Origin of the sequence: Tolypothrix sp. PCC 7712 (assembly GCF_025860405.1) — a bacterium.
GTDB lineage: Bacteria > Cyanobacteriota > Cyanobacteriia > Cyanobacteriales > Nostocaceae > Aulosira > Aulosira diplosiphon.
In genome coordinates, this window is sequence record NZ_CP063786.1 from 82,647 (window position 1) to 99,154 (window position 16,508).

At 41.2% G+C, this 16,508-nt stretch carries 21 protein-coding genes; 4 read left to right on the plus strand and 17 right to left on the minus strand.

The annotated features are described in order from the left end of the window. Nucleotide 1: 1 nt before the first annotated feature. From HGR01_RS37085 to HGR01_RS37150, 14 genes are all read right to left on the minus strand, one after another. The gene (locus HGR01_RS37085; RefSeq protein WP_045873782.1) at nt 2-829 is read right to left on the minus strand and encodes a lysozyme; all 828 of its coding nucleotides are present in this window, start codon (nt 827-829) and stop codon (nt 2-4) included. Between the two features lie 26 nt (nt 830-855). After that, nucleotides 856-1,506, minus strand: a complete 651-nt coding sequence (locus tag HGR01_RS37090) for a M23 family metallopeptidase (protein ID WP_045873850.1) — start codon at nt 1,504-1,506, stop codon at nt 856-858. 4 nt (nt 1,507-1,510) lie between these two features. Then, entirely contained in the window at nt 1,511-1,852 is a 342-nt protein-coding gene (locus HGR01_RS37095) for a hypothetical protein (protein WP_045873783.1), read from the minus strand. Continuing rightward, nucleotides 1,852-2,340: a hypothetical protein gene (locus HGR01_RS37100; protein ID WP_045873784.1), complete on the minus strand. Its 489-nt coding sequence runs from the start codon at nt 2,338-2,340 to the stop codon at nt 1,852-1,854. The genes HGR01_RS37095 and HGR01_RS37100 overlap by 1 nt, the downstream gene beginning before the upstream one ends. 18 nt (nt 2,341-2,358) lie before the next feature. Beyond that, nucleotides 2,359-2,925 carry a hypothetical protein gene (locus HGR01_RS37105; protein ID WP_045873785.1) on the minus strand — a complete coding sequence of 189 codons (567 nt, stop codon included), beginning with the start codon at nt 2,923-2,925 and terminating at the stop codon, nt 2,359-2,361. Between the two features lie 4 nt (nt 2,926-2,929). After that, a complete protein-coding gene (locus tag HGR01_RS37110; RefSeq protein ID WP_045873851.1) occupies nt 2,930-3,772 on the minus strand; it encodes a phage terminase large subunit family protein in 843 nt (280 codons plus the stop codon). A gap of 10 nt (nt 3,773-3,782) precedes the next feature. Then, nucleotides 3,783-4,001, minus strand: a complete 219-nt coding sequence (locus HGR01_RS37115; RefSeq protein ID WP_045873786.1) for a hypothetical protein — start codon at nt 3,999-4,001, stop codon at nt 3,783-3,785. A 2-nt stretch (nt 4,002-4,003) separates the two neighbouring features. Beyond that, a complete protein-coding gene (locus HGR01_RS37120) occupies nt 4,004-4,252 on the minus strand; it encodes a hypothetical protein (protein ID WP_045873787.1) in 249 nt (82 codons plus the stop codon). A gap of 8 nt (nt 4,253-4,260) precedes the next feature. After that, complete coding sequence (locus HGR01_RS37125; RefSeq protein ID WP_045873788.1) at nt 4,261-4,812, minus strand: hypothetical protein; 552 nt, start codon at nt 4,810-4,812, stop codon at nt 4,261-4,263. A gap of 22 nt (nt 4,813-4,834) precedes the next feature. Beyond that, on the minus strand, nt 4,835-5,233 hold the full coding sequence (locus tag HGR01_RS37130; RefSeq protein ID WP_045873789.1) for a hypothetical protein: 399 nt from the start codon (nt 5,231-5,233) through the stop codon (nt 4,835-4,837). A 359-nt stretch (nt 5,234-5,592) separates the two neighbouring features. Further along, nucleotides 5,593-6,009: a hypothetical protein gene (locus tag HGR01_RS37135; RefSeq protein WP_045873790.1), complete on the minus strand. Its 417-nt coding sequence runs from the start codon at nt 6,007-6,009 to the stop codon at nt 5,593-5,595. Nucleotides 6,010-6,078: 69 nt separating this feature from the next. Continuing rightward, a complete protein-coding gene (locus tag HGR01_RS37140) occupies nt 6,079-6,567 on the minus strand; it encodes a hypothetical protein (protein ID WP_045873791.1) in 489 nt (162 codons plus the stop codon). Between the two features lie 16 nt (nt 6,568-6,583). Then, nucleotides 6,584-7,138, minus strand: coding sequence for a GNAT family N-acetyltransferase (locus tag HGR01_RS37145; protein ID WP_045873852.1), 555 nt, complete (start codon nt 7,136-7,138; stop codon nt 6,584-6,586). Between the two features lie 98 nt (nt 7,139-7,236). Then, nucleotides 7,237-8,100, minus strand: coding sequence for a GIY-YIG nuclease family protein (locus HGR01_RS37150; protein WP_045873792.1), 864 nt, complete (start codon nt 8,098-8,100; stop codon nt 7,237-7,239). Nucleotides 8,101-8,264: 164 nt separating this feature from the next. On the opposite strand from HGR01_RS37150, the gene HGR01_RS37155 reads away from it, so the two are divergent. Together HGR01_RS37155 and HGR01_RS42035 are read left to right on the plus strand one after the other, a co-directional pair. Beyond that, nucleotides 8,265-10,601, plus strand: coding sequence for a DEAD/DEAH box helicase (locus HGR01_RS37155; RefSeq protein ID WP_045873853.1), 2,337 nt, complete (start codon nt 8,265-8,267; stop codon nt 10,599-10,601). Between the two features lie 516 nt (nt 10,602-11,117). Then, nucleotides 11,118-11,318: a hypothetical protein gene (locus HGR01_RS42035; RefSeq protein WP_180381143.1), complete on the plus strand. Its 201-nt coding sequence runs from the start codon at nt 11,118-11,120 to the stop codon at nt 11,316-11,318. Nucleotides 11,319-11,370: 52 nt separating this feature from the next. Here the strand turns inward: HGR01_RS42035 and HGR01_RS37160 are convergent, their stop codons facing one another. From HGR01_RS37160 to HGR01_RS37170, 3 genes are read right to left on the minus strand one after another with little or no spacing between them, the layout of a single operon-like run. Further along, nucleotides 11,371-12,222 carry a hypothetical protein gene (locus tag HGR01_RS37160; protein WP_045873794.1) on the minus strand — a complete coding sequence of 284 codons (852 nt, stop codon included), beginning with the start codon at nt 12,220-12,222 and terminating at the stop codon, nt 11,371-11,373. Nucleotides 12,223-12,236: 14 nt separating this feature from the next. Beyond that, on the minus strand, nt 12,237-13,037 hold the full coding sequence (locus HGR01_RS37165; RefSeq protein WP_045873795.1) for a hypothetical protein: 801 nt from the start codon (nt 13,035-13,037) through the stop codon (nt 12,237-12,239). 20 nt (nt 13,038-13,057) lie between these two features. Then, nucleotides 13,058-14,002: a hypothetical protein gene (locus HGR01_RS37170; protein WP_045873796.1), complete on the minus strand. Its 945-nt coding sequence runs from the start codon at nt 14,000-14,002 to the stop codon at nt 13,058-13,060. A 305-nt stretch (nt 14,003-14,307) separates the two neighbouring features. Here HGR01_RS37170 and HGR01_RS37175 point away from each other — a divergent pair, with 305 nt between their 5' ends. Continuing rightward, a complete protein-coding gene (locus tag HGR01_RS37175) occupies nt 14,308-14,898 on the plus strand; it encodes a hypothetical protein (RefSeq protein WP_045873797.1) in 591 nt (196 codons plus the stop codon). A gap of 279 nt (nt 14,899-15,177) precedes the next feature. Continuing rightward, a complete protein-coding gene (iscB, locus tag HGR01_RS37180) occupies nt 15,178-16,455 on the plus strand; it encodes an RNA-guided endonuclease IscB (protein WP_045873798.1) in 1,278 nt (425 codons plus the stop codon). Nucleotides 16,456-16,508 lie beyond the last annotated feature (53 nt).

The following is a 16,508-nucleotide window of genomic DNA, read 5'->3' on the forward strand; positions in this document are numbered from 1 at the left end:
TTCACTTTCTAGAAATTTCAAACTTTTGTAAATGTTGCTGATAATAAGTTCTTAGTTGAGCAATTGATTTCGCATTTTGATTGTAATTATTACAAGGAAACGAAGCCCAAATTCTACCTACTTTGCATACAGCAGTATCAAACCTTCCTGCTTCAATATCACTTAAAGCATTATTACGACGAATATATTCAATTGCCATCTTATCCTGAGAAGCTGGACTAAAATCTTTTAAGTTTAACTTTGGCTGAAGGTCATACCAACTTATATCTAACATTTGATAAGCACCAGCCGCAGTTGAACAAACATTTTTACCATTAATAGGAGCGCACTGTTTCTTTAACGGGTGTGTAGAAAAATCATTAAAAGTTCCGTTAAATACTAACTTGCGATAACTTTCTGGCTCACTTGTTCCTGTTTCTGCCCAACGAATTGTTGCTAAAAAAGCACTCAAACGTGGTGAAGAAGGATGTGGTGAGTAATCTCTTGCACTAACTCTTCCTTTTAAACTATTTGACGACAATGAAGAAAAACCAGTATTTTGAGAAATTGAAAAATAAATTCCCAAAGTAATTAAGGAAGCAGTTGACAAATGAATGGGTTGAAAACGGGATATAAATTGATGACGAGGACTGAAAATCAATCCTACTAAACCACCAACAATAAACCCAAATTTCCAACTATCAACTGCTTTACCAAAACTACGCACCTGACAAACAGTATCTGCACCCTTGGATACCAATCCACATGGCAGTGAAGCTACTCCATAGGAAAATGCAACAGAGCAGCCTGCACCAACTACACCTGATATAAAAATCGGTACAATTTGCATTGCTCTTGCCACTAGCTAAATAACTTTCAACGGTTTGCTAAATATTCGTGTAAATAAAGGCGGGGGTTCTGCGCTACACCATTAACGTGAACCTCAAAATGTAAATGTGGCCCCGTCGAAAAGCCCGTACTACCTACTGCTGCAATCATCTGCCCACGGACAACTTGTTGTCCCTGCTGCACATACAGCTGACTGGCATGACCGTAGAGAGTAGATAAACTTCTCTGATGCTGAATAACAACTGCTTTGCCGTAACCATCCTTGTCACCCGCAAAAACTACTCGGCCAGCATCAACCGCATAAATTGGAGTACCCTTGGCTGCACCAAAATCAATTCCCCTGTGAAACTTGCGATCGCCTGTAATGGGGTGTGTCCGCCAACCAAATTCACTAGTTATAGGAGTACCAGCCGCAGTAGGAAAGGCAATTCGACCGTTATTTAAAACCTTATTACTAACAACAGTTTTAGGAAGTATTAGATTCTGGAGAGATTTAACCAGCAATTGAGATTCAATCCATCCAGAAACCTGGGGAATGACCATAGCTGCAATGACAACTGAGGTTGTGATCGCATATCTCCAACTTTCACTCGAATTAGTATCGGCTGTCTCATCCGAACTAGTTACAGTCGAATTACTAACCTCCTTTTTACTGTCAGTTTCAAAGATTATTCGCATTGTCTCAACGCCTTTTTGCATTAGCAGGAGAAACCTGCCAACAACCAATCTTTGCAGTACTCAATACTTCCTCAAAATCATTCTGAGCTACACGGCAATCAGGAGAATTTAGTCCATCTCCGGATGTTGCAGATTCCTGAACTTTAGGGGAATAGCGCGTAGAGACAGGATTAGAAGATATATTCACGCTAGGTGCAGCAGTAGAAACAACAGCTGGCGATAAAAATTGAAGCTTTTGTGCTAATGCCACAGCATTACGCCAGTTATAAAACTGCAAATATCCTGGTTGCAAGATATCTGCAATCCATACCAGCAGTACTAACCAAAAAATTGCCTTTACCGACATTATTCCAATTGCTTAACCACAGGCAGGGCAAAAGAAGGAACTTCCTTGGGTACAACTTCAATCTTCTTCCCAGCTGCATATCCTGGCCCGGTGTAACTGCCATTAAGGAGAAAATTTAACAGCATTATTAACAACCACACTCCCACAGCAGCGACACCCACAGGAGATTTAATTACATCAGATAAAAAATATACTGGATACCAGCCAAATCTCCAGGGATTTTGTGGATGCAACCTATGTGCTTTCCAAGTCTCAATGTAGGGAATTTCTATCTGAGGAACTCTCGGCTTATAAGCAGTAGGTGCATTAATATACCTAACTTCTACGGGTTGAGTATCATAAGTGGTCATAGGAGAAACGCTAGGTTGCTGATTTACCATTCCTCCTTGCTGTACCTGCTGCAACATATTTTGCAATCGATTGGCAGGCACAATTGCTCCACCTTCAGAATAATCAACATCAAAATTACGGCGTTGATTTCTACTCATAATATGACCTCAAATTAACTAGCTGGCGGGTTTATTATTTATTTGGGAGTTAGTATCTTCCCAAAAATCTTCATCTTGAAGTTGAGCGTAAAACTCTTCTGGAGATAAGATTCCAGGTTGATTTTGTACTCCATCTTCCACAACCTGACTACTATCTACTCGCCCTAATCCAGAAACAGCAGAACGAGGAGAAAATTGAACGACATTTTTAGCAGAAAACTCGTTATTAAATCTCATCCCAGGAGGCGAAACTGGGGGGATTAAAGAAGGCTGAATATCAGTATTAGGAACACCAACATGAAGTTGTTGATTGCCAGATTTTCCCAAATTTTCAGACACTGCATCTGTTTCTTCAACTGCATTGTTATAGTCAGAAATTCCCCAACTCAAGAAACAAGTAAACCCAGCCAGAAATATAACTGCACTCATCCAATGCACTCCTGAATTGGGAGATGGCATCATCTCAATCGTTGTGCGAGTTGAACCTTCCAGGGTAGTACGAATAGGGGTACGTTTGACTGCCGCTACAACATTGAGCGAACACAAAGCTATGCAAATTATCGCAGCAGCAAACTTAACATACATGACATCACTCCCCTGATTTATTAACAGGCTTTCTATTAGGAATTGGCTGAGGTAATTGCTTCTTCATTTGTTGGAGATATATTCGCCTTTCCTCCTCTTTCTGGTGTATTTTCTCGCGGATGTCTGCCACCTGTGCCATCTGCTCTACTGGATCTAAATACCCCCGCGCCCGTAACAGCTGCGCCTGTGCAAGCGAGTATGGTTCTTGAGCATTCCTAATCTGAATTAGCATTTGGTTCAGATCGACTGATGGTTGAGATTCCAAATTCTGGGCGTAATCAATCGCCTCTAATTTACCCAAGATCAAAACAGCAGCAGCCCCGGTTGGTATCTTCTCCTCAACTTTCGTACCATCGGTTTTGCGGTATCCCCAATAAAAACTATTATTTCCAGAAGCCGCTTCTAACAAAACATCCAGCGAGTTGAATTTAACTATCTCCAGTGCCGGCATATAATGAAGGCGGTAAAACCCAGATTTCTCATTAGCCTGCATTCTGGATATTTCACCCCGCAATTGCTGTCCCCACAATGCCGCCGCTAACTGTCGCCAGCCTGTAAGAGTAGGCGCACCTTCTACCGAGGAGTAACTGGACAGATGGTCTATATTGTAGTCAGTACGGGAAAGCTTTTCTAAGTACACTTCTCGAATTTGGGCAACTTGCGCCTTTACTTGCTGTACCTCCGATATCTGATTACCTGGAATTTGTTGCTTCCATCCAACCATTAATGCAACCGCCCCAATAACAGACAGCGCACTAACAGTCGAACAAACCGTCCACAGGGTGACATTTACCTTTTGTCTTCTTCGACTTGGTTGTTTTTTTCGGACAGGTGTAGGAGTAAACATCATTTACCCCTCACGTATTATCAACAACCAACTGCAACTGAGGACGCTTGTTTAACTCGCGCGCGATCGCAATTCCCGCACCACCCACAACTATTCCGGTTAGTAGCAACAGAGGATGCAGGGCAAGAGCAGCCCCCACTCCCAATAGCTGTCCCACCATCCCAGAAACACCCAGGTTCATTAACAAACCACCCGCAGTGTTAACCAAAAAGTCAAATGCTGCACTCATACTTACTCCCTGGTAAACCAAATAACTACTAGTGCCAGAATCAAACCAACTAATTCACCTATGCCTACACCCAGCAAAATTGGCTGGATGCTGTAAATCTCCTGTTTAACCTGAGTTGGGGGAATCGCTACCCATGTCCCAACTACAGTACCAGCTACGACCGAAAGTAAATTTATACCAACTGCTTGAGTAGATGTTTTTCTCAAATTAAGTAAACTCTCATCCCGTATTCGATAGCAGATGGGTAACATCTGAGCTACTATTTCTTCGGAGATTGCCCGGTTTTCGGCTGCGAGGACTTCAACTGTCTGGGCTGCGGTGTCGATGTACCGACCAACAGTGGATGAGTCTCTTCCCCCCAGTTCACTTTGCCGAAAAAATCGTTATCGATGCGCGAATTGATTCGCTCTTGCGCCTGGTCGTAACCAGCCGCAACGGAAGTATTACCTTCAGCCAGCGAACTACTGCCATGAAAAACAAATTCTTCTAGAGCAAGTGTGGAAGATTCAAGCACCACTTTATGGCGTAATTCTCCTAACTGAATTCCTCTGTCTGCATCCCGATAAAGTATTCCTACAAAACTATCAGGAGAAGCTTGTTCTGGATCTACGCCAAATCGCTGTTTAATATACTCGCGCTTGTCGAACTTGTGTTCGCCTACTTCTGATTTGCGATCGCGCATTGCAATCAAGTGCTGGGCAGCTTCTTCTAAGGACATACCTTCACGAGAAGCTATCTCTTTAAGTTGAACTAATTGCTGTTCGATTGTTTCATCAAGCGTATCATTTGGCTGTAAAGCTAAATCTAACAACCGACAGCAGGTACGTACTACATCAGGCGACACCTGCAAAGTCTCTGCCACTTTGTTGATATGCTTCATTGCGCTCAATTCTCCTAATTACTGATTGCACAATCGGGTTGTTTTTTTCTTCATCAGATATATGCTTGGTCAAAAAGTCATAAAGGGTTACGTCGTTGACTTTTTGTAAATAAGCATCTAAGCCACCAGCAGGAATTACCTGTTGTAAATATTCTTCACAAGTCAAACGCCGAATTTTGATAGCAACGTAGAAAATGTCAGCAATCTCAACTGTTGCAGCATCAAAATATCCTCCCCGCTTTCGCGGTTTTACTATACCGGCATAGGGATACCACCGTTGTAAAGCAGCAATGCAAATCCCGTATCTTTCGGCAAGTGTTTTTTGGGTATAGATAACGTTCTCACATATCATCAAACTCAATTCCAACTGAAAGACAACATCAATTGAAAGTAAATTAAACTAGCACTTTACCAAATTACTTATGAATTATTTTTTAATTCACAAACTATTTAGATTTAGTACAAGTACAGTTCAACTAAAATACAACTAAAGTACAGTTAATCTCCTGCTAAACTTTACACTTTCATTTGTTACATATTGTCTATGGGCAATGCAAGCACGTTTGCGTATATGAGTTCAATTATCTTGAAAAATAACTAATAGAGTAAAAAGCACTATAACAGAAACATATACTCAATAGGGTTGGAATGGCTAGAGAAGAGAAATAGCTTCTGCTTGCTTCTTTGGGTTGAAGTAATACAAGCACCAATTTAAATTTGAAAATACTGCTGTAAAATCGGGTATAAAGAAGCAGCGATCGCCTCAAACTTATCACCATCGGGATAGGGTCTAGCAATTTCCTCCCCGTCTTCGTTCGACCAACTCTGCATGAATGGAGTATACTCAAGCGACAGGATTTCAGTTCGCCACCAGCCCGATAATGCCAGTTCTCCACTAGACCAAAGCAGCCAAAAATCAACTCTCTTGTTGCGGTAAGAGTCATTTATTGGATTGGAATAGGGGCGATTCTTAGGAGCGAAATTTTCGGTAAAATAACCTTGAAAATCAATTCTGAGAAAATCTTTTTTAATTTCTGCTATTAATTTAAAGCGAGTATTAGGGTGATGAGCGGCTGCTATTTTGCTAGCACTAAACTCAAATTCTAAAGGTAGCGCCAATGAACTCATCAATTAATAACCTTTCTCAAACTACACTTGAAGCATGATGTGAGCCAAATTGTCCGTAATTTCTTTTAGTCAAGCAGATACTCGTTGTATCACTTGCATTCTGACTGCATTTGCCGCAGCAGTTGCAATGTCTTCCCAGTCACTCTCAACAAGCAGAACTCCAAGCAACTGTCGCAAAATGTCAGAATTTTGGATAAACTCTTCCCTGTACAGATCATTTTGCATCAAGATACCTTCAAGCGTTGGTAACACAGATACTTCTGGCGATTTTAGTCGAAATAACAAAAGCGATCGCGCAACCACAACCGCAGCTTCTTCTCCCACTCCTAAATTCCACTCGGAGAGCAGATGGCGGATTTCACGGTTGAGCGAGACACGCAGTTGGGTCATTCTGCCCAGCAAACCAGGATTTTTCAATAATGCACTTATAGCTGTTCCCCAATCCAACCCGGCTGTCACATCACAGTCAGCCTCGTCCTCGATACGGATTGCTTCTTGAAATGATCCGGAGTGAAATAGTAAATTGATAGCTTCGCCAACAGTCATTTCTTCGTTCATTATTTTTCCTCCAGCACTATCGTAATGTGCGGCGCAGCAAACCGTACTCGAAATATGTCATATCTTCGTATTCTTCTTCGGAACCAAAGTCGATCATGCCTTGATTTTCGTAAAACCGTTCGCTAGAACGTAACGAGTGCAAGCCAACTCTACCACCATATCCCAACTCGATGCTCCTAATTCGGGCGTATCGCAGCAATGCCGCCCCTACTCCCCTATATCGCGGCGGGCGTTGGATTTCCTTGCGGTTCCACGGAGCTGAGGTGATGTACTGAATATATACTAATCGCTGTCCGATAGCCTCTCGCGAACCGTGGAGTTGAGTTTCCACCATCATCAACCCTTGCGTGCAGCCTTCTACTTCGAGAGCGTAACCTTCTTCGTTTTCATTGTTGCTAATGTAGCCAAGTTTAAATAACCAATCCCAGAATTTATCCTCGGTCTGAAAAACACGCAATTGCTCGCGCCAAAGATTTTCAAAATCATCAATGTGATTTTGTGCAAGTTCAACAATAACCCCATCAGTTAGTTGATTGGCAATGCCACGATTTAACTGGACTTGTAAACGCACCAATTCACCTGATAAATTAGACTTAACAATCAGACTTATTGTAATATTAAACTTAATCCTTAAAGCTTTATTTTGTGCAACTAGATAAGGAATGGGTATTACGAGATAGTTGTTGTAATGCAATTTAGCAGTGGTCTACGGTATCTAATATAAGCAGCAGTTGTTAGGCTTTTCTTTCCATCATAATTGATGTAACTATATTCTTCTTGTAATAATAGTTTTTCAAAAATATCTAAATTTTTTAATGTTTTGACTTTTTCACTAAAAATTTCTACTTCTTCAAGATACTGTGTGCGAGCATCGGCATTATCTTCAAGGTATTGAAAAAATTCCCAATCAGTAATAACAAATTCAAACTTACAAACGTTTAAATTGTATGTTGTCACCCATACTTGGCTATATTGCTGCTCGTCTTTACCACAATAAGTTTTGTAATAATTCCAAGCTTTTTTGACCTCATTTGCATACCGTTTTCGTGTTGAATTACTTATTATTTGCTCATCATTAATATTAATAAGAACTAAAATACACGTTATTCCCTCCTCGTCTTTATATTCGCCAGCTACTACTGAACGAATCACGGGAAAAAGCATTGTTGGTTTATTTAATACTTTCAATAACCGCTTAATTTCTCGCTCGATTTGTGGTTGTTTCGGCAAATATTTCTTCACTTTACACCCGTTGAGTTCGGGTTTAAATAAGTTAATACAATACTTTTCTCGTTCGTCCAAGCAGTTGAGTGGAACCTCTTGCCAATAGATACGATGCCTTAGTTTACGGTTGGAGCGAATTAATTGTGGGTATCTGTGGTGAGTTCTACTAGCCCACCGATTTTTTAGGTTGGTGGCTTGTCCGACATACCACACATAGTCATTAATATCGACAATGACGTAAATTCCCGAACGTTCAGGCAAGTGATGGCGTTCACTAAAAGTAACGTTAGACCAATCCTTCCAATTCATCACAATATTGCGGTAAGTACACCCTACTTACCTAAAATTCCCATTGCAAAGCAATAAAGTAAAACCATACTACGGCAAATCCTGTGACAACATTAACGCAATTAGATAATTAGATTTATACTTAACAAATGACAAATATCTTTTGGTAGCAAAAACATAGATTTGTGACCAACGAGAAACCAACCGACTACGCTGCCCTAATCCGCGCCGCTAACCAAACTGTTGGGGAACCTCCCGAATGGTTGACTACTGGCAAACACGTTTACTCCCCTGAATACGGAGTAGGGGAAGTCATGGCATTGTTAGGCAAGCGGTTGATTGTCAAGTTTGTTGAAGAGGTTAACCCGACTCAATTTATCAATTGGGAAGAAGCGATCGCCCTTGGCTCAATTCAATCAAGTAACGCCAACTTGGTTTCTTCCACAACATTGCCCAAAGTCACTAACGCGGTAACTGCAACAGTTTCCGAACGCATTCAACAAATCCCCCACCTGGCATTTCAGTCTGTAGCTCAAGAATTCATTGCAAGCATCACGGCAGTAGATATCAAAAATCCTAACCAAGGGATCGTTCACCCGGTACCCAGCGATTTACCGCCTGCTTTACGTTTAGCATTGCAGAATAACAGTATCGACAGAATTTATTCTCACCAAATAGAAGCGCTGACAAAGTTACGTGCTGGGTTTGATCTAAGTATCACCACGCCCACAGCCAGCGGAAAGACACTGTGCTACAACCTCGCTATCCTCGAATCGTGTATCAAGCAACCGCAAACAACAGCTTTATATATTTTCCCACTTAAGGCATTAGCCCTCGACCAAATGCGAAAGTTGCAATCGCTAGTAAAGGCAATGCCCAACAACCGCATCAAACTCGCATTAATGACGGGCGATACACCTACATCCGAGCGGCAGCGCTTGTTTATTCCCAATCCACCAAACATCTTGGCAGTCAGTCCCGACTTATTGCATCACTATCTTTACAATGTGCGGCGGCGAGATGAGGGGGAAGGATGGCGGCAGTTTTTAAGACAATTACGTTACTGTGTAATTGACGAAAGCCATACCTATATTGGTGCTTTTGGCGCGCACTTTGCTAATTTGATGCGGCGGCTGAGGTTAGCAGTTGATGCTGTTGGTGGTAATTCCCAAAGACTGCAATTTATCTGTTCAAGTGCCACAATTGGCAATCCCCAGGAGATGGCGTTGCGCTTCAGTGGCAGAACTAATCAACCCCAAAGACTACACGTAATTGAACGTAGTGGTGCTGGTAGTGCAGGACGTACCTTATTATGCCTTGCTCCAAATAGTGCAGCTAATGTTGAAGCTTCCAAGATTGTGATTTCCTGGTTGCAACATAAACTCAGTGGCATTGTCTTCTGTAACTCCCGTGCTGCTGTCAAAGGTTTACTAGGGTTAATTCAAAGAGAAACACAACGCCTTGGGCTAGGTTATTTAACAAGCAAGGTGGCGGTGTTTTACAGTTCGTTGACAGGCGATCGCCGCCGAGAAATTATTCAAAAACTACAAGCTGGACAAATTAAGGTGATTATTTCTACTTCTTCTCTAGAAGCAGGAATTGATTTACCCGAGCTAGATTGCTGTTTGCTTCGGGGATTTCCTGGCAGCTTAATGTCATTTTGGCAACGAGTAGGTCGAGCCGGACGCAAACGGCATGGACTTGTAATTTATCTGCCCTTGGGACAAAATCCCATTGATGTATTCTACGCTCGGCATAGCCAACAGTTACTGTCAGGAGAAGTTGAGTGTGCTGCTTTTAACCCAGACTATCCAACAATTCTAGGCAAACATTTAGAATGCGGTTGCATAGAAAGTAGTCTGGCTTTAAAGGAACTCAATAGCCGTTTTGGAAAAGCCGCCGACGCAGTTGCAGGTTCTCTTCTACAACAAAACAAAATTTTTCTGAGTAACAACGGAAAACTGTGGGGAAGAGGTTATCCCCACAAAGACATCAATCTCAGAAGCAGCACTCAAACTTCGATTTCCTTAATTGAGAAGCATACAGGCGAAATCTTAGAAACTATGTCACTTCCCCTTGCCCATCGGGAGGTATTTCCGCAAGCAGTGTATATGATGCAAGATGGGAGCGGCGAGTTAATAGCCTACCGCAGCGAAAGCTTCAACGAAGAGAAAGGAGAAGCATTACTAGCTTATCTAGGTAAAGAGACAGATTTATTTACTGAAGCTGAGTCAGAACTAAATATCCAACCACTTTCTACACTGGCAGAGTCCAAGATCATCCCCACCAAAATCAAAGATGCACGGGTTAGATTAACCCTAGTTTGGGGAGAAATTACTAATTCTGTTACGGGTTATCGGTTGATGAAACGCACTTACGGAATGACTTGTAAAAATCAGCGTTGTGGTAACTACAAAAAACCGCTTGAAGGTAAAACTTGCTCCTTGTGTAGGCATCCTCTAGGGGCAGCTGAAGTAACAAAACTTCAAAAAGAAGTGGCATTTGAGGAGCCATACGTGTGATTTGAAACAAAAAATGAGATTTTAACTCATGATATGCTTCAAAAATGAGTATCCAGTTTATAGTTCACTTTTAGTATTCGAGTTTTTTTAATAATAATGATTATCGTGTAGAGGATAAAAAGACTGATAGAGGCGACGTTTGTATCAATACTTCAGCTTGATTATCATTATTATTTAGCTACGATTTGAGGTTAGCGATCGCCCAACAATAGAGCGATCGCTTGGACAATGAAATATTTGGTTTTTACTCAGATATCTACTAAAACAAAAGTTTTGAACCATAACATGGGCATTTGAAGCATATTTTGAATTGAAAGTTTAAGTTAGAGCAATTTTTTCAGGGATTTTTTGTGCAAGTTTTATCCAATTATGTTTTTTCAACTCATTCTCTATTTATGATTCAGAATTTCAACTCTCACTCATGTATGAATGCAAAGTTGAATTTTGTGATTGGTGCAAAAGCCTGAATTTTCGTTAACTCTTTCTCGATTTATGGTTCAAAAATTTTCCCAAATTATGATTCAAAGGACAGCTATCTTTTCTGACTTGACCAATTTCGCTGCTAAAGCATATGCGCTAGCAGCTGAATGTGATTGTGAAGCAGGTTGTCCAAGGTGTTTACATTCAACTGGTTGTCCGCAGCATAATGAAGCACTGCATAAAGATTTGGGTTTGTTTTTGTTGGATGCGATAAGCCAAGCAGTGCAGAATACCTAATAGCAATGCCCTCTTTTTATGTAAAAATTACTCATAATAAATTTGGAGTATTTTATCTTTTAAAAAATAACAACATCCCATGTGGATTATTTAAAGATACATCTTTATTGCACTTGTGATTCTCCGATTCATCACCTTGTAAATCCTGATTTGAAAGTGAGTACACGTCAGTTGCAACAAGCTGATATCCTTGACTAATTAAATAACCAACTAATTTATCAGGTATTACATGAGATGCACCGTAACTTGGTAATAAATTATGTTCAATTTTATCCTTGTCTGAAATATTTAATTGCACAATACCTGTACGACACAATATATTAAAATCAATCGATTTAACTAAGCCACTTGTAATAATTTCAATTGAATTTAATTCCATTGCCAGTTGCTCTATACTTGCAAAATTCCGCGACCACGGGTTGCCCATTAAAAATAGGCGTATCGATATTGCCTCTGGTTGTACTTTCACAATATCAAGTAATGTTCTCGTAACTGTATGTGGTTGTAAGTAATCTAACACTCCATGAACTGAGACTAGCCGTATGCTATTAGGAGCGTAAAGTTTTGTCAGTTCAAGTTCTGCTAAATTGCGATCGCAAAAATAATTTAACTGTAGATTTGGGTATTGGCTGCGTAAAGCTAAAAACTTTTCTGGTGGATTAGTAGCAATGTCGTAACAGTCGATTGTCGGAAGTTGGTAGCGCGTTAGGTCAACTCCTTCAAAACCAAAAAAAACTTCTCGCTCGGCAAAACCTGCACCCAAAATAGCTACACTACCACCTTTACCTGAAAGAATCGCTTCCCAAGTCAGAGGATAAACATTAGGAGTAAGCTCCAAAAGCCTAGCTTTACTAATCTCTAGGATATTGCCACTGCCTTTGTTTTCTAGGAATCTTACTGCCATAAAACCTCACTATATTATGAAATAACCTTGGGACGGCTGATTGGTGTAATGTCCTTACCTTCACCCAAACGGTACACTTCCCTATACCCGCATATATCAATCTCAAAAAACCTATAGCTCGTAGTAAACTTTGCCCATGCTGCTAAAGGATTAGTCTTGGGCAGATTTGTCGTTGCCTGGTAAGTGATTTCAAAACCTGTGCTACCATCTTGCTTAAACTTCTGTATAAAAATCTGGTAGTCTCTAGCGTGCCAAAAATCTGTGGTTCGACGACGCACTACATCTTGTGAGTCAGAACTCATAGCCCGTGCTGCCGACGCGGACACGATCAATTGAAAATTGTCAGACATTCGCGTTAGAGCAAGTTTCTTGTCTGGGTTTGAAAATAGTTTATCAACAATTGGTCTGAGTTCAGGGTACAAAAAAGTTTCGGCAATGTAAAAGCCTGAAGATTCGTAGATATTATCCTCAAAGTAGCGATCGCTTCCGGCAAGTGCATCAGATTTAAAACGAACCGACTTTTGTAAGCTCGCAAAAATTAAGTCTTCGTATAACTTCTGCTGCGATGCTGGCGTTGCTGCAAGAATTTTAAATGCAGATCCGCGCATCCCCTGAATTCCAATCAAAGCACAGGTACAGTTGAGAGACGCTGCCCACGTCGCTAGAAATTTTCGATAGTTAGTATAAAGTATTAATGCTTCCTGATAGTCAGGAGCTTTAATTTTGAGTAAATGCTTTACTGGGTTCGGCTTAATCTCCCATCCAGGTCTAGATAATAAAGTCCACAATGTTGAGGAATCTTCAATGGCATCCATGCATTTATCCCCGAAGCTTATTAATGACAGTTATTTGTCTGTCCGTTCCTGTCAAATCTCATGCGGGATATGAGTTCCTTCAGATGCGCTGGGTCTACACCAAACCTATGAGCAATGTCATACTCCTCATCTTCAGTTGGCGGTGCATTTAGTGTCAGTAAATGCTCCAAAAACGGTTGTGACCCCCCTAAAGGCAAACCATCATCTGTAAAAGGTAACCTATGTTCGTGCATTGGCTGATCAAATACCGCAGGGCGGGTATTTTGTAGCCACGCTCCAACCTCACCAGGTTTTGGCGGATCTATCCCCAATCGCTCACATTCTTCTAATAACTCATTTGATAATTGAGATTCTATTGTGGAGAGGCTGTGCGATCGCTCCACCAAATCTTGTAACCATTCCTGTAGTTTTCCTGTCTCTGGTAACTGCAAACCCAGCGTCTGACAAGCAGCTACAAACTCTTGCCCAATAATAGCTTCCCGATGCAAATTTCTCAAAAATGCAGCATACTCATCTTCTGATAGTACATTAAGCTGCTGCTGAAAAAACTTCTGAATTTCTCGACTTAAGCGAAATATACGTGATGCCCGAAAATCATTATCTTTCCTGATCCCCTCAATATCACCCAAACCAAGGGAGAGATGATCTACAAACCAAACCCCCATCTGACCCACTTCAGGTACAGGTAAACCCAAGGATTCGCACGCAAATATCAGTTCTATACCCAAAGAGGTATAGCCCGAAAACATCTGCTCCAAATTACCCGGTTGAGGAACTGGTTTACCACTTTTTTGAGCTAGGTCAACTAAATCCAAACCCAAATCAACTAAACGCCTTAGAGTTTTTGCTAAAGTGCCACCCAATATCGGCAGTACATCATCTACCTTTTGCCGCACACCGGGTGCAAGGGTAAAGGATACCCGGTCAGTATCCCCTCCAGAAAAGCGTTCGCGCTGATTTGACACACGTTTTTTGAACTTGGTTTATCTAGGTTTCTCTTCAGTTTATAGAAACAACAGGGTGTTTAGTTACAAATATTAACTTTTATATCAAAACCCATATCACTACAACAACTAAATGACTTGCCCTCAATAAACCCTTTGAATTTAGTGATGTACTAAATTCAAATAGTGCATCACTAAATATTAAATAATATTAAGTTAATACATCACTAACTTTGCGAATCGGTAAACTTTACCTAAAAAGCACAAAACAAGGGCTTGAGATAAATCAAGCTAACTCGGTAAAAATCCTGTAAGAGTTAATAAAGATGCAAAAGAGCTACAAAGTGGTAGAAATACTACCAAAGCAAGGATTAGAACCCAGACAATTTCTACGCTACTGCTTCGGTATAGCCGAACTCAGCCCCCCAGAACTTCTCGAAGAAGAAACAGATTCGCAATACCGCAAAAAATGTATCACCGTACTATGTGCAGTCTTAGGTGTGCAAAGACCGACAGTCCGTAAGTGGGGAAGCGATCTCAATTTTGACGGAATACCCAACTACTGCAAAGCTTCACTTGCTTACATTCACGCGGCCGAAATCATACCAAACCAGCTAAAAAGCATCTTGACAGGAGAATACAACGCACCGGAAGTAGACGCTCAAACCTTTCTAGAAAAAATACTCCTTGAAGGGTTAACTGAACAGCAAATACTGCAAACTGTTTCTCACGCCAATTTTCGTGCAACTTGTGTCAAAACCCTCACGCAAGTATTACACATTGGCACCAAATCAGTCCAAGATTGGGGTCAAGATATGTCGTTTCACAAAATGCCCAAAATTCACAAGCACACCTTGGGCTATGCTTTGGCTGCTATTTCCAAATCATCAAAAGCTTGGGACAAACAAGCAGCCTGAATTATTTGCAGTGACTGAAATAGGTAAGTCAACGACCTAAGCGTTGAGTGCAAACCCCTATAAGGCAAGGGCTTGCAGTTAACTCTAGTTGACCAGTTCAAGTCCATTAAAGGGCTACGTTTACGACAAGCGTTTAAGAACTCACCTTGGGGTGCGTGCCAGCCCCAGGCTCTGAAACCAGATTGTTAAAAGTCCGAGGAGGTTTAGGACCGTGCAATTTGGATAGTTACCGATCGTAAACATGAACGAGGCAAACTTTACCCGTAAGGAGATGCAGAAATGCAAACCAATTATGTTTTTCTTGTTGACACCAATAAACAACCATTAAACCCAATTCATCCCGCGAGAGCGCGAGAGTTACTTAACAAAAATAAAGCAGCAATTTACCGACAATTTCCTTTCACTCTTGTGCTGCACAAGGCAATTGATAACCCAGTTGTTCGACTACTTACTCTTAAGCTTGACCCTGGTAGCAAAACTACAGGGATAGCATTATTAGATGGGGAGAATGTTATTTGGGCAGCAGAACTACAACATAGGGGCTGGTCCATCAAGGACGCACTTAACAGCCGCCGCTCGTTACGTAGATCTCGTCGTAGCCGCAAAACTCGTTACCGTATGGCTCGTTTTGATAACCGTAAGCGACCAGAAGGGTGGCTACCTCCTTCGTTGATACATCGTGTTCTCACAGTTGAAACTTGGGTAAAACGGCTTTGTCGCTACGCACCTATCGCTCAAGCTGTTATGGAATTAGTCAAATTCGACACGCAAAAAATGCAAAACCCAGAGATTGACGGCATCGAATATCAGCAAGGACAACTCGCTGGTTACGAAGTCCGACAATACCTTCTAGAAAAGTGGGGGCGTCAATGTGTTTACTGTGACAAAGAAGGCGTGCCACTTCAAATTGAACATATTCATCCAAAATCCAAAGGTGGTAGCAATCGTGTCAGCAATTTAGCTCTTAGCTGTAAACGATGCAATCTTAAAAAAGGGACACAACTTATTGATGAGTTTTTGAAAAAAGATGCAAAAAGATTAGAGAAAATTAAACAACAAGCCAAAAAACCATTAAAAGATGCTGCTGCTGTTAATGCGACTCGTTGGACACTTTTTCATACCCTAAAAGGTATTTTGCCAACAACAACAGGAACAGGTGCTCAAACAAAGTACAATCGAACTCTTTTTCAACTAGAAAAGCAACACTGGATTGACGCGGCTTGTATTGGCGACATTAAAGCAATTAAGTTGCTAACATTGCAGCCACTACTAATTAAAGCGAATGGTTGGGGAACCAGACAAATGGCTGGTACAAACAAGTATGGCTTTCCTATCCGTCATCGTACTCGTCAATCGCTTCATTTTGGCTTCCAGACTGGCGATATAGTTAAAGCCGTTGTGCTTTCAGGGAAGAAAGTGGGTCAGTACGTTGGTCGCGTATTATGTCGCGCCAGAGGCAGTTTTGACATCGTTACCAAAACCGGAAGAGTTGGAGACATTAATCATAGGTTTTGCAAACCCATTCACAAGAAGGACGGATATTCGTATGCTTTTTAAGAGAAATCTTAGGCAGTTAAAATTGCCGACGATTTTCACCCCCATGTCTCAAG